Raw genomic sequence first — 14960 nt, 5'->3', positions numbered from 1 at the left:
CCGGCGACCGCCACCTGCAGCAACTACCGCATTCCAGTTAATTTTTATCTCCATGACCACGGATATGAGAAACACCTTCTTCACCCTTCGTGTTGCTGGATACTCCACCCCTCAATGAAGTACCCAGCGCACATTCACCACAAATCTGCCTGACAGGCCCCTTACAGGCATAAATCATGAGCGCCTTTATGGATAATCAATATCAGAAACATTTTAAAACCGATAAGTACCATGCCCATTTGCAGCTCGCCACCTCACTACTGCAAACACAGGAGTCAGGCTCTGAAACCCTATTACCCACCCACGACTACGACACTCTGGACAATATTTACGGACGACTACAGGCACTCCAGCGCCTGGTCCAGCAAACGTCGCTAACCACCTTTCCCAATCACGACTCATTAGCCTGCTCTAATGCCTTAAAATGCAATTTGAGGTTAACAACCCCAGGACAAGCCGCTCTGTTGGCAGAAAATCTGCCACCCTACCGTAGACTTCACCCCACACTGGACCGCTTCATCCAGATGGCAAAGCGATGCCACGATAGCTACCTGCAGCACAATGATAACTGCGCCATTTATCACCAGGACACCGCTGAGCAGGCTAATTGGCTGAAGCGCTTATTCTACGACTTTCGGGAAAGCATCGAGACGGTGAGGCACCTGTATCAAGTACAACAGTTCTTGATGAAAAACGAATTCCATCGGCAAAAAGCGCGGCGCGTGATTGATTCGCTACTGCATCAATACAAATCACTGATGATGGTGGGGCTTGACCTGAGCTACGCACAAGCAGTCAAAGACAACATTTCACCGGAGCAGGTTCGCCAACACCGACGCCAGTTGTTGGCCATGCTGCACAGCCATCCGCACTTTCGCCATTGCGCAGGATATACCTGGAAGCTTGAACACGGCCCTATCAAAGGATTCAGCTATCAGTTGCTGTGCTTTTTCAACGCCGCGCAGGTGGACCTCCAGACCCGTATCGGCGTGGATATCGGTACCTGCTGGCAGGCTGTTACTCAGAAAACAGGGCAATCCTTCTGCCGAAGAGACCTTCAGGACGATTACGCCTATCCAGGATTAATGATGTTTTATCAGAGCGACACTGCAGCACCGGAAAAACTGTACCGGATACTCGATAACATGACACAGACAGACACCTACGCCAGTCTGAACCTACCCAATCAGTGGCGTACCTTTAGCAGTGCAATGGTGGTACGGTCGATAACAACACCGCGACCACCATCGGTGATGCCTGAAAAGCCCTCCGCCCCTTTATCATTGACACAGCCCAAAGCTGAACCTATCCCGCTGCCACCGCCAACGGTAGATACAGTTTTGGGGATTAATCAAACACCGTCAGCACAATACGGCATTCTCGGCGAAGCCAATGGCAAGACCATCGGTGTGGACCTGAACCATCCTCAAACCATCTGCGCTTTCGGTCTGCAGGGAAGTGGTAAAAGCTATACGCTGGGCTCGCTCATCGAGATGACCCTGGCCAGTATCGACAATATCAATACCCTGCCCGCCCCACGGGCAGGGGTTATCTTCCACTACAGTACAACACAGGATTACGCTCCCGAGTTTACCTCCATGGGGCAAGCAAACTCGGTAGAGGCGGATATTGCGCGGCTGAGAGAGCAATACCGGGCTACACCACAAGCACTGAAGGATGTGCTGATTCTGACACCGGCCAGCAAGGTGGCGCAGCGACGGGAGGAACACCCAGACATTCCCGTTCTCCCCATCGCGTTTTCTGCTGCTGAACTCAATGCATCACATTGGAAATTTTTAATGGGTACGGTGGGCAACCCAAGTCTGTATGTGCGTCAAATCAACGGTCTAATGCGCACACTGCGTGGTGAGCTCACACTTGAGACATTACGTGAGGCCGTGAACGAGTCCGAACTTGGCACGCAGAAGAAAAAAATGGCACAACAGCGCCTGAATTTTGCCAGTGAGTATATTGATGACACTCAGCGTCTGCAGACGCTGTTACGACCAGGGCGACTGATTATTGTCGACCTACGTGACGAGTACATCGAGAAGGCCGAGGCGTTGGGTCTGTTTGTCGTAATGCTGCAAATATTTGCTGAAGCCACCTGGCAGGGTGAGACCTTCAGCAAGCTGGTGGTATTCGATGAAGCTCACAAGTACATCAGCGATGACGGTCTGGTAGCGGGCCTTGTAGAAATTGTTCGTGAGATGCGCCACAAGGCTACCAGTATTCTGGTGGCATCACAGGACCCGCCGTCCGTTCCCGTGGCACTGATAGAGCTGTCGACACAGCTCTATCTCCACCGCTTCAACTCGCCCGCCTGGCTGAAACACATCCAGAAGGCCAATTCCGCCCTGCGGCACCTGGAGCCTGAAGACTTGAGCCGCTTAGCACCTGGTGAAGCCTTCGTGTGGGCAAGCAGGGCAACCGATGCGGCCTTCACGCGGAGCACCGTCAAGGTCAACTGTCGCCCGCGGGTTACTCTGCACGGTGGTGGTACTCGTACAGCTACTGGCATATGATTTAGGTTATCACCATTTACGTTGCAAATTAGTATCAACTGACACCACACTGGTAGGCTTTGCGACGATGTGGTGTCAGTTGTACTAAATTTCTTGAGCCTTACGCGGTTCTCTAAAATTCCCAACATAAAGCTCCATTAAATTTAGCCCTTTACTGAGATAACCTAGTACAAGCTCCCCTCAGTGTCAGCATAGTTGTTACCCCCTTCTAAACATAGATCCAGAGGGCGACGGAGTGACAAGTGAAACGAATTTCTTCAGAACGTAAAGTCAGCGTGTTGGCAAAATTACTGCCCCCTTACAATATGACCGTCGCAGCTGTTGCACAGATGGAAGGGATATCGGAAGCTACTCTCTACAATTGGCGTAATCAGGCTAAAACAGAGGGGAAACCGGTGCCCGGTGCAGAGAAAAACAGTGAACAGTGGCCTGCCGAAGCGCGGCTGGTGGTTATCGTGGAAACCGCCACATTGAGTGAAACGGAAATCGCAGAATATTGCCGTAAAAAGGGGCTTTACCCTGCACAGGTAGTGCAATGGAAACAGGCCTTTTTGCAGGTTCCTTCTCTTGATGATAAAGCCGCCCTCAAGCAAAGCCAGAAAGAAAACAAGCAGTAGAAAAAAGAACTGTAGTTGCTAGTCTCCTTTCGCCGAGAGTTTCGTCTCCAATAAACCCAATACTATCACCAACAGTGCACAGCCATCTCTTTGTATTTTATTACATTTTATAAAAAGTTGGTACATAATGAAACTAAGTGTCGCTTATAGTCTGTACTGAAAAACCAATTATCTAAGAATTTCTGCCTTGGAAGATATCTTCATCTAAGAAAAAAATTAGATATTTCACTTCTTGATTTCATCATAATTTTTATGTAAAAATCATGAAGTGATTATTTTAAAGGGTTCCATCTATGAGCGTTCCACAATGCAGGACCTTTTCTCCGCAGGATTCCCAGGCTTGCTTGACGAAAATGGGGATTGATGAACAAGACATTATTGATGCTCTAACCTCAGCGCTTTACGAGAGGCGTCGCACAACCAAACTACACCCTGTTATTGATGGTGGTTTTCGATTCTGGAGTGAGTTGGTCGCATCAATGCGCAGCGTATTAATTTCCAAAGATTGCGGTTGGACAATGGTACGTCAGAATCGCATGGAACTCGTATCCAACCCGACACATGGCGTCAATCTGATCATCACATCAGGGGATAAAGATACAGGGCTAGCTGATGGATGGCCGAAAACTAAAAATGCGAAAGGTGAAGCAACAATGAGTATCGTGAGCAGTAACTCCGATACGATTGAAATGTTCCCGTCAGAACATCCTATGCACTCAACAGATGGCCTAGCTCTGCTGCCAGTTTCTTCTGCTGACAGCACTAGAACATATATCGTGCTTTACTACTACGATGCAGGCAAGCAAGAAATCCGCTGTGAGATTTCTTTCCCCGTAGGCATGAAGATGGTGAATGGTTTCGCGAAAGTTAATTACTGGAGCGAGAGGTTAATTATCAATCCACTACCATTTGATGGCGCTGACATCTTCCCAGAAGAAGATTTCACGGATGATGTTTCTATTTCTATTGAAATGAAATGAAATGAAATGAAATGAATACAAACGATAAAGAAAACAGGCGTCTGTTTAATCCTTCCAGACTAAAACTGGCACGTATCCGGAGAAAGTTAACCCTGAAAGAGCTTGCCGAAGTAACTGGATTATCTTCACGCATCATCATTGAATATGAAAAATCATATTGTCTGTATGAACCCACTCCAGCCACTGTAGCTGCTTACTCAAAAGCACTGCATTATCCAGAGTCGTTTTTCTTCGGTGATGACCTTGAAAGTATAGATCCATCTACGGTGTCATTTCGCTCGTTACGTAGGACTAAAGCTGTCGATCAACATGCAGCAATTGGTGCTGGAGGCCTCGGGGTTATTGTTGCGACTTATTTTAACACCAGATTCAATTTACCAGTTCCTTGTCTCCCTGACATGAGAGGCACAGCTCCAGAGGCTGCGGCTGAAGCTCTGAGGGAAGAGTGGCATCTTGGGAAGAAAAGTGTTCCTAACATGGTTCATCTCCTGGAAAAGAATGGCGTTAAGGTATTTTTCTTGTCAGAGAACACAGCTGATATCGATGCATTTTCATTCTGGAAAGACAGTATTCCTTACATTTTCCTGAATACAAAAAAAACAGGTGAAAGAAGTCGTTTTGATGCAGCTCATGAACTTGGGCATTTGGTCATGCATCGCCATGGTGTATTGCAAGGAGCTGACATTGAGAAAGAGGCTGATGCATTTGCTTCCGCATTCCTTATGCCAAAAGAGAACGTACTTGCAGTTAAAATGGCTGTCCCAACATTGGATAAGATTATACAGCTTAAATCGAATTGGCTCGTCTCAGCTATTGCGCTTATCGTTCGTATGCGGAACCTTTGTGGTTTATCAGAGTGGCAGTACAACAGCCTCATGAGAGATGCTTCTGCCAGAGGTTACCGTTATGGAGAGCCAGGTGGAATCGAAAGGGAAAGATCGCTCATCATTGATAGAGTTTTATCAATGCTTCAGGCTGAAGGTGTAACATTGCCTGTGATTGCCAAAAAACTAAATATTCCGCTGGATGAGCTATCTAGCCTGTTATTTGGTGTTGCGGCTGTCGAGGGTGGCGGGTATTCTTCACCTGCTGCGAAACCAACCCTCAAACTTGTATAACCTTTTCAGGCCCAGTAGGGCCTACAATATTTCAACTAAAGCTATATGAAACAGTTCTCAGGGTTGCGGGAGAGCCGGTAAAGGCCCTCCTATTAAGTCATAAAAGAATAATTCCTATAATCCAGATTAGAGGTATATCCTTCTTGCATTGATAATAACTCTACTAGTCATCACTTAATTCCACTAGTAGAGTACAAAGCTCAGATATCTTTGCAAACGCCTGTTGAGGTGTGCCGCAGTAGTACACATAATTATCATCGTTACAATCCCAATCGGCTTGATTAAAACCCTCTAATTCATTAAGAACAGTAAAGTCGCAAAAGCGCAGAGTACTCTGCAATTCATATGGAAAAGGGGATGACCCATCGCGATAGAACAAAAGGCAATATTGGTTGCGACTGTAGGATATCTCTAACTCAAACTCCTGCTCATTTAAAAATAAGCCGTTGAAGGCCAAAAAAGATATATCCTCACCACTACGAACACTTTTATATTCTATTTTTTTGAAAGGTGCAGTATTTATTCTGCTATCTCTCAGCTCCAACTCTAGGAATTTGGAGTAAAGCTCGCTATGGTAGTGATTCCGTTGAGACTGGTGTAACAGAATGACTTCATCAGAAGTCCTCACAATAAAACCCTGATTGCTAAGCCCTATTAGTTTAGGCTTAGCAATCAACATGAAACGCCAACCAAATGGGCATTCGGTCAACGCCTTAGTACAAATAGCTTCTAGTCCCCCTCTTAAGTCAGATGGATCAAAAGCGGGATCATCAAGCACATCTTTGACATACTGTTGTTGCTGATTCCACGAGTCATTAGGCTGCAAAGAGAGCCTCATAAATCGTCGCCAAGAATTGTCACGAGCCATGTTATTGTTAAATGTACGAGTACTGAGCAGATTAAATCGATTTGCACTGGATCTTGTGAGATAATCACCTTTTGAAAGAACAGCTCTTTCCCAAGCATAATTAATAATACTTCTACGGAGTCCAATTTCAGTAAAAACTACAGAACCACACATGGCGTAGTATTTGAATTTCTGAAAGTAGCTTTCATTAGCATCCTGCCATTCAACATTACCCTGTTCATAAAAATAGTCGACAATTCCACTAAATTTTAATGCAAAACCAATCTGCCCCCTGAAAAACTCATGACATTCCAGTTCAATAATAGCTGTACTCCACTCAGAGGTTTTCATAATTAGATGAGCTTTCAGTCTCTCTTCAAATATTTGAACAGTAAGGAAACCTTTTATTTGCACATCATTAATTAGCAAATTCAAAATATTGCCATCCATTTTGGCCAACTCACTGATAGACAGCAATGCCTTATGGTAATCATCTATAGTGTTAAAAATAGTGTTCTCAGTGAGGTTGAAAACGACTCGCATCCAAGACAATAATTCAGAGCCCATTTTACCATTACCCACCCCGGCATAAAAAGCATGAAATCTCAGTTTTTCTGCAAAGCTTGAGTTGTTGGTGATAATTTTCTTGAATATAGCATCTTCATCGTAGTACTTATTTTTTTCCAGATACCTCGATACACCTGAGCATAAAGTGGAATTACCCTGCAAAACATCCAATTGTGCTATTAAATTAATGATTAGTTGTTGGGATAGATCCCCATTTTGCTCATACTCCATCAGGGATAATTGATTGACTCTACCGCCTAAACCAAATAGCCGTTGCTGCAAAATATAACTTCCTCTTGAATCCTTCAGCATCAGAAAGTTGGCAACACTCAGGGCAATAAAGTTCATCAGTTCATCATCGAACGTGTCATCTTTCGTTGCAACGTTTCGGTAGCACCAGAACAAATCCGTCCAATCCGTATCAATCTTATGAATGAAATACTCATAGCAAGATACAGGCGCATCCTTAAAACACAATCGATACTCCGGCCATTCCCCGGTAAATGACTTAATTATTTTTTCCAGTCTCGCCTTAAAATTTTCAAAATCCGTCAGAGGTTTTCCTCTAGCATTCATTTTTATGTAGAGATCATCCGTAAGTTTAAACTCAGCAAGATTCAGAAATCGAAATGTAATGATTGGGTATTCTCTATCTGTCAGCTTGTCAAAATAATCTGTGTTCTCAGAAAATTGGCGATGAATCGCATCCAGCATCGTCAACATTGAACGAATAGTAGGATCATTTTCCCATGACAAATAAAACCACGCCTTGTCTTTGATCGTTTTACTCAAACACTCGGCACCGTACTCCCTTAATAACGTACTGAAATCGATATCATTAGTGACCAACGCATTACAAAACTCTCTCGAACTGCTCCGCGTTTCATAGGTAAAGTGGGAGCATCCTCCCGTACTCAATACCTGCCGGAATGACTCTACCTGATCGGAAATTTGTGCAAGATACCAGTGTAGTAAGAAAAGTGTCGTCAATCTTTGCTGACCGTCCAACGGTATAAAGCAATCCCGACCATTAACATTATCAGTCACACTTCCATAAACAAAATCCAAATCCCTGAAAGGTTCTCCCTTCTCCAGATAGTCGTGCAAAGCCTGCAGAAAAGTTTCCCGAACCTCTTGGGCTTCGCCTCTCCCTTGAGCATAATCCCGTTGGATAATAGGGATCTCTACCTTCATGTTCTTTTGTTCAAACAACTGATAAAAACTGAGTCGTTCACCCGAGCTTGTATTGTTTTTTTCATCACTCATTTTCTTCTCCTTCAGGTAAATACTCCTTCAAGACTCGACATATTTCCATCAGATAATCCTTAGCATCCAACTCTGTCCAGTGCATAAACTCGGTTACAGACTGACTGTAATATTTTAAAAAGACGTTCTTAGTACAAATAGGGACAAAAATCCCATGCTTATCATTGTCTATGATGCGTTCACGTTTGATCGTAAACAGCGCATTTTTGTAGCTTCGGTTGGTTGAATGGTCTAACAGAGCTAGGTTGCCTAGTTGGTTTACCCAAGATACTTCACCTTGCTCGAAGTAACTGACAACTTCAGTGTAGAATGTGCCAAATTCATCATCACCGATACGATCCTGAGCTAACAGTTCAACTGCCTTGACAGCATACTTTTTCTCCTTTTCCAATGAAGCATCTTTAAAACGGCTTCCATTAAAATAATTTTTAATATCCGTTAGCCATTCCAAGCGAGCAGTACCAGTAGGAGTCAAGCCGGTTTGCGATCTAATATGTTCAATATCCCATTTTTCTTGCTTATAACGATCAAAAGGAAAACGAATGTCAGCTTCTTTAGTAGACAATAATGTTTGAATATTGAATAACAGGAGCAACTTTTTGATGCGTAAGTCGCTATACTCAAGCTCTTCCAATGTAGTGGCACAATTAACTTGTCGGCGGATGCGATCTTTTAAATAGTTTTTGAAATCCGTTTTCGTTGAACCCAAACGTTCCGATTCAGCCTTTAACTCAGCAACTTTTTCACCGCAATCCACTAAGAAACCGATCAAGTGGTACAGCTCTCGGTCATGAAACCATTCATCAAAGGTTAGGAAATAACGTTTAACCCCTTGCCAAAGATTTTCAATAACGACCGTACCAGCTTTGAAATCTTCATGAAATTTATGGAATGTGAAAAATGCCTCGTCACTAGACTTTTTCCTCTTCATTAAATCGAAGATGTATTCAATCCGAGTTGAATAACGCTTGCTTGAATCGCTGATAAAATACCAGAATGCAGGCTCCTGCAGCCTCTTTTCTATAGCATCCCATTCAGTTGCAATCTGCAACTGCTTCAATCTCGCTTGGTCACTATAAAAGTGGTTTTGTTGCAAAAATAGTGCTTTAACCAACTCAGCATTGGTCAGAGGAATCTTACCAATATTAATACGGGAAAAAACATCAATGGCATAATCATTATTAGCGCACTCTTCACTTAAGTCATACCAAATCACCTTTACGGAGCGTTCATCAGGCGACTTGGCCAATAACGTCGCTAGCAACTTGTTATTGTCATTATAATCTTTTTCAGAGAACCAATTTTGAATAGCTTGGTATGCCTGAGCCATATGAAAAAAATCAATATTGTCAGTATCGGACTGCTCATGAATACTCTGTAAAAATGCTTCACATTTAGGGCGTGTCTCATAATGCAACGTATACAAGTTTTTTTTGTAAGCATCAGCCAAAGGCCGTCTTAGGTGCTCTTGCTCTAAAAAATACAAAATAAGATAAAGCGTAGTTAACCTTTGCTGTCCGTCCACAACCTGCCAACGATCTTCCTCTCGAACCACAATCACAGGCTGAAGACAATAAAATGTAGAGTCGTTACCCCCAGCCAGTTGACTGAACTCCCAAATATCATCCAGTAGTTCCTTCACCTGGATAGCACCCCAGCGATACCCTCGCTGATAAGCGGGGATGTAAAACGCTTCCCCTAAAACTTCATAGATGTTGCGGAGGCAAAGCTTCTCAGATGGTTGTGTCCTATCCATTTCGGTTAAACTTCCCAGTATGTGGTTGCCAAAGTATTTAGCACTATAGCAGAGCGAATTCACGTTGGTACCGTCGACTGTTTCTACATCATAAAAAACCTATCGGTCAGTAAAGTATTGGCTTGAAAATGGTGCAATCGATCTTTTTCCCTATAACAGGGACATCTTTTTGTGGTGCGTCGAAGCTCGGGCAGATAACAGCGACTGACATCGTACCCTGAGGTCAGCAAACATCCGTTTGAGACGCCGATTTTCATCCTCAAGGTCCCAACCTAAATCTAACGAGCTCAAAAGTAAGAGCCAATTCATCTGTTAATGAAACGCCACGTATTGCTCAGCAGTGGGCTGAAGTCATCGAAGAGTGCCGTCAGGTTAGGGCTGGAAGTGCCGAGCGTCTGCGTATCGCCTTGTTGTTACCAACAATGCAAAGCTGGGTCTTCCGCAACCTAGGTGGAAGAAAAACAATGAAACTTTTTAGTTAACAAGGATCTAAGCTGTTTTAAGTTATGGATAACGAGATGCCCTCACTTAAGACACTTTTGCAGCTACCTTGTGGATGGCAATCCAGCCGACAAATTATTAGCTCTGATGGGCTCACCCTACATCTCCGTGCCACGCGTAAAACAGCGCAATGCCCTGAATGTCTTCAGCGCAGCAGCTCTGTTCATAGTTGCCGTCGACGACGGAGACAGCATCTTCCATGCTCAGGCCAGACACTCTGGTTAATCTTTACCGTCCGGCACTGGTACTGTCGTAACCCATCCTGTTCACGCAAGATCTTTGCTGAATCGCTGGCTCCCTTTGCTGGCCCACAACAGCAGTCTTCGACATTACTGCAAAATATGCAGCATCAGTTGGGATTAATTGCCGGCGGAGAAGCAGGAAGACGAGCGGCAGTGGCATCAGGGATGCAGAATTGCGCAAAACGATGGGCTGGCTACCGGCACCGATTGCAACCAAATCCTGGTACTGCGTGTTGTGCCAGAGACACTACCAGGGTAAAAAACACTGCACACAGTAAAAAGGTAGCGTCGAATATATGCGTGGTGTGAAATGATGTATAGTGATGCATAATGGTGCCAACAAAAAAACTGACGGAGACTAATTCATGGCTCGCATCCCCATCAACGCTGACAAGAAATCTGTCAGAACCTCAGTTATGCTATCTGAAGATGTTCATTCACAAGTACAAGCGCTAGCTGAGGCTAACCAGGTTTCGTCTGCATGGATCATACGCATGGCTGTACAATGTTTTCTAAATGAACATCATGGGAAATCACAGCTACTGTTACTTCGGTCCATCCGACAAGGTTCAGAATCACAATGAGTAATGACATCATCCTTCGTAAGCTGGAACGACTGCAGACTTCGGCAAAACCTCGTGTTTTGGACCTTTTTGCTGGCTGTGGTGGGCTATCCCTTGGCTTCGAAGCCGCTGGTTTCGAAATTCGCGGAGCAGTGGAGTTTGATCCCGAAGCAGCAAAGTCCCATGGCATAAATTTTCACAATGGCGCTGAAGAACATAGTACTCCTATCGATATTACAAAAACTTCACCGACTGAGTTATGTTCTCAACTGGAGCTCGGTACTGTTTCAGATGCATTTGATGTAGTTATAGGGGGCCCGCCATGCCAAGCTTTTGCCCGTGTTGGCCGTTCTAAGTTACGTGAAATAGAAGAGCATCCAGAGGCATTTATTCATGATCCTCGAGCTCAGTTATATAAAAAATATTTAGAGTATGTTGATGCTTTCCAACCATTAGCTGTCCTCATGGAAAATGTACCCGATATACTGAATCATGGCGGACAAAACATTGCAGAAGAGACCTGCGAAGTTTTAGAAGCAAAAGGCTACATCTGTGGCTACACATTACTGAACGCCGCGTTTTATGGTGTTCCTCAGATGCGTGAACGTATGTTCTTGATTGCATATAGAAAAGAAATTTCTAGTGAAGTTTCTTTCCCAAAACCGACGAACTGGTTAGTGCTACCACCAGGGTATGAAGGCTCTCGCTCTGTTGCCCTTAAAACATTACGCGGCCGCTTAGATGCAACACATTCATATATAGAACCGCCCGCAGCTTTAGATGATCTACCTTCAGTGGTTACCGCAAAAGATGCATTAGGTGACTTACCAGAAATTAATGCTCGTGAATTACTAGCAACTGGGGCCATTTCACGTGGAGCTCGCCGTTTCGATACACCTGTCGACTATAGTACCAAGAAAGCATCCGCATATGCTGATCTAATGCGAAATTGGCCAGGGCATGAAGCCCCCACTGATGGTATAAGAGATCATGTAATTCGTTTTTTACCTCGAGATTATGAGTTATTTTCCCGGATGAGTCAGGGTGATCAGTATCCTGAAGCTTATGCACATGCTGTTAATATGTTTAAAGAACGTTTAGCTGCTGTGCAAACCAATGGAAAAAAACTCATAGAGGGAACTGCCGAATACAAAGCATTATGGGACTCAATTGTTCCGCCTTATGATGCTAGCAAATTTCCAAACAAATGGCGCAAAATGTGGGATAACCAACCAGCACGAACACTTATGGCTCACTTAGGTAAAGACGGTTATAGTCACATTCACTATGATAGCAAGCAAGCACGAACGATCTCCGTACGCGAAGCGGCTCGTTTACAGTCGTTCCCTGATGGGTTCCGTTTCAGCGGTACAATGAACCCTGCATTCAAACAGATTGGAAATGCTGTTCCACCTTTACTAGCTAAGGCATTAGCTATGCACATGATGAAAACACTTAAAAATAAAGAAAAAGGTGCATCAGATGAGTCTTGAAGAACGACAACAAAAATTCCTAAGTGAAGTACAAAAACACTTTGGAGCTACAAAGGCTACCCGCACTAATAAGCTTTTCGGAGTATCTAATAGTGCAAAGATCGTTGAAGGGGGAATGCAGATTGGAGTGGCAAACCTTCAAGCAGTCCGAGATGATGCTGAAGCTTTCATTATTGCGAGTGTTATGAAGTTTCCTCCAGAGGATGAGGTTTATTTTGCAATTCTCGTTCGTAAAGACAAAGCCAATTTTCTTACCCGTCTTGCCGATATGAAACGCCTAGGATTAGCTTGTAAAGCTACAGGTAAAGGGCAGGATGATGATAGTCAGGAGGAATCAGACTCAAGCGAATCAGATAAAACTTTTAAATATAGTGACAGAAACAACTTAGTGTCGCTCTACTTAGCACAGGATGGGCAACTCTGGATGCGTAATGCTGGCTTCTGGAACAGTCTAAATTTTGATCTTTCTCAATACGAACCCGCTGTAACAATAGATGAGATTGTTATTGCTCTGCATCCCCCTACAGCTTCTGCTAGACGTAGTTTACTAGCAAGAGAATTTATCGGATGGCTCGGTACACTTGTAGGTAGGGGAAAAATTCGCGAACTAACAGTATGGCATGATGTAGTGGCATTGAAACCTTCAATGCTCCGCATGCCTTCATCCGTGTCAATCAACGAGATCGAGGACTCTGTTAAAACTCTAGGAGGACACTATCCGAATGGAGAAGTAAGGCGCTTTCATGCAGCACTAAACTTCCTCGATCATAAACATTTCGTAATACTTTCTGGTTTGTCAGGCACAGGGAAAACACAACTTGCATTGAAATATGCAAGAGCTGTTCATGGACTAAAAAATAGTGAAGATATTGACCCTTTGCTCTTTGAATGCCCAATTCGACCGGAATGGACTGATCCTACAGGTCTAACAGGTTATTACGACGTACTGACAAACCGATATGTTGTGCCGACCTTTCTTGAGGCAGTTTTAGTTGCGACTGCACATCGTGAATCCCCAGTATTTGTTGTACTTGATGAGATGAACTTAGCCCGAATAGAATATTATTTCTCCGATGTACTATCCTGCATGGAAACTGGAGGGAGCCTTCAGTTACATTCTAATAATGTCCCCCTGGAAGGCAGCACAGGAACTAGCATCCGTGCGGAATTACCGTTGCCAACAAATCTTTTCATAATTGGTACCATTAATGTTGATGAAACAACTAACCCAATTAGTGACAAGGTATTGGATAGGGCATCTGTAATCGATATGTCTACTGTAGATACTTCGGGTTTCTTAACACTACTAGCGACTCGTTATCCAAATCTTCGCACTGCATGTGCGATATCGGAACCTAAACTAACAGAAATCCATGAAATAATGCAGCAGTATGGGCTTGGATTTGGCTACCGACTCATAGAGGAATTCGTTCGTTATCACGCATTTAACATTGAACATATTAAGATAGAATCTTCAGATGTTACAGACCAGCTCTTAGTACAAAAAGTTCTAGTTAAATTACGTGGAGCCGAACGGCAACGCCAACTACTCAAAAGCCTCGAGAAAATTTGCGAAGGATTGCCTCAAGCACAATCCTATATTCGAAAATTATTAAGTGATCTAGACGATTTTGGCTCTTTCCAAGCGATGTGATCTTACCCAGCAATAGTGGACACGGCACTAAGTGAGTAAACTCTTAACCCAGAGGTGACTCATGACTAAAACATCAACAACGAAAAACAAGCCCCGTAAACAACATACGCCCGCCTTTCGTGACGAAGCACTTAAGCTCGCCCAACGTATTGGGGTGGCCGCCGCTGCGCGAGAACTCGGTCTGTATGAATCGCAAATCTACGCTTGGCGTACTAAGCAACAGCAAAACCTATCTGCTTCTGAGCGTGAACAGACTCTTGCTACTGAAAATGCCCGCTTAAAGCGCCAATTAGCCGAACGTGATGAAGAGTTGGCTATTCTCCAAAAGGCCGCGACATACTTCGCGAAGCGCCTGAAATGAAGTATGTCTTTATCGAAAAACATCAGGCTGAGTTCAGCATCAAAGCCATGTGTCGGGTGCTCCGTGTCGCCCGCAGTGGCTGGTATGCCTGGCGTCTACGTCATCATCAGATAACCCCGCGTCAGCAGTTCCGTCTTGTCTGCGATGAGGCCGTTGGAAAGGCATTCAGTGACGCAAAACAGCGGTATGGTGCGCCACGTCTTACTGATGAGCTTCCAGCGTACAACGTCAAAACCATCGCCGCTAGCCTACGTCGTCAGGGGCTGCGCGCAAAGGCCTCGCGCCGGTTCAGGCCGGTCAGTTACCGTGAGCATGGTTTGCCGGTGTCAGAAAACCTGTTGAAACAAGACTTTACCGCCTGTGGGCCGAATCAGAAATGGGCGGGTGACATTACCTACTTGCGTACAGATGAAGGCTGGCTTTACCTGGCGGTGGTGATTGACCTGTGGTCGCGAGCCGTCATCGGCTGG

9 protein-coding genes and 2 pseudogenes are annotated in these 14960 nt (G+C 44.5%); 9 read left to right on the top strand and 2 right to left on the bottom strand.

The window, feature by feature from the left end:
- The first annotated feature begins 176 nt into the window (after positions 1–176).
- The 4 genes from IO95_RS04110 (at position 177) to IO95_RS04095 (ending at position 5240) form a co-directional block, all read left to right on the top strand.
- A complete protein-coding gene (locus tag IO95_RS04110) occupies positions 177–2525 on the top strand; it encodes an inovirus-type Gp2 protein (RefSeq protein ID WP_023491999.1) in 2349 nt (782 codons plus the stop codon).
- Positions 2526–2767: 242 nt separating this feature from the next.
- Entirely contained in the window at positions 2768–3142 is a 375-nt protein-coding gene (locus tag IO95_RS04105) for a transposase (RefSeq protein ID WP_037384028.1), read from the top strand.
- Positions 3143–3435: 293 nt separating this feature from the next.
- Positions 3436–4122: a hypothetical protein gene (locus IO95_RS04100; RefSeq protein WP_037383996.1), complete on the top strand. Its 687-nt coding sequence runs from the start codon at positions 3436–3438 to the stop codon at positions 4120–4122.
- 11 nt (positions 4123–4133) lie between these two features.
- Complete coding sequence (locus tag IO95_RS04095; RefSeq protein ID WP_023492399.1) at positions 4134–5240, top strand: ImmA/IrrE family metallo-endopeptidase; 1107 nt, start codon at positions 4134–4136, stop codon at positions 5238–5240.
- Positions 5241–5403: 163 nt separating this feature from the next.
- Here IO95_RS04095 and IO95_RS04090 read toward each other — a convergent pair whose 3' ends face one another.
- Positions 5404–7920: a DUF262 domain-containing protein gene (locus tag IO95_RS04090; RefSeq protein WP_037383993.1), complete on the bottom strand. Its 2517-nt coding sequence runs from the start codon at positions 7918–7920 to the stop codon at positions 5404–5406.
- Entirely contained in the window at positions 7913–9676 is a 1764-nt protein-coding gene (locus IO95_RS04085) for a DUF262 domain-containing protein (RefSeq protein ID WP_037383990.1), read from the bottom strand. The genes IO95_RS04090 and IO95_RS04085 overlap by 8 nt, the downstream gene beginning before the upstream one ends.
- 506 nt (positions 9677–10182) lie before the next feature.
- On the opposite strand from IO95_RS04085, the pseudogene IO95_RS24665 reads away from it, so the two are divergent.
- The 5 genes and pseudogenes from IO95_RS24665 to IO95_RS25010 all read left to right on the top strand — a co-directional run.
- A pseudogene (locus IO95_RS24665) lies at positions 10183–10590 on the top strand (transposase family protein); the annotation flags it as partial.
- A 194-nt stretch (positions 10591–10784) separates the two neighbouring features.
- Positions 10785–11003: a CopG family transcriptional regulator gene (locus IO95_RS26400; protein WP_023492482.1), complete on the top strand. Its 219-nt coding sequence runs from the start codon at positions 10785–10787 to the stop codon at positions 11001–11003.
- Entirely contained in the window at positions 11000–12475 is a 1476-nt protein-coding gene (locus tag IO95_RS04075) for a DNA cytosine methyltransferase (RefSeq protein WP_037383987.1), read from the top strand. Before IO95_RS26400 ends, IO95_RS04075 begins: the two co-directional genes overlap by 4 nt.
- Positions 12465–14129: an McrB family protein gene (locus IO95_RS04070; RefSeq protein ID WP_037383983.1), complete on the top strand. Its 1665-nt coding sequence runs from the start codon at positions 12465–12467 to the stop codon at positions 14127–14129. The genes IO95_RS04075 and IO95_RS04070 overlap by 11 nt, the downstream gene beginning before the upstream one ends.
- A gap of 61 nt (positions 14130–14190) precedes the next feature.
- Positions 14191–14960, top strand: a pseudogene (locus IO95_RS25010) (IS3 family transposase); the annotation flags it as partial.

The organism is Serratia sp. DD3, from assembly GCF_000496755.2.
The sequence above is the reverse complement of the archived record's forward strand: the minus strand, read 5'-3'. Positions and strand labels throughout refer to the sequence as shown.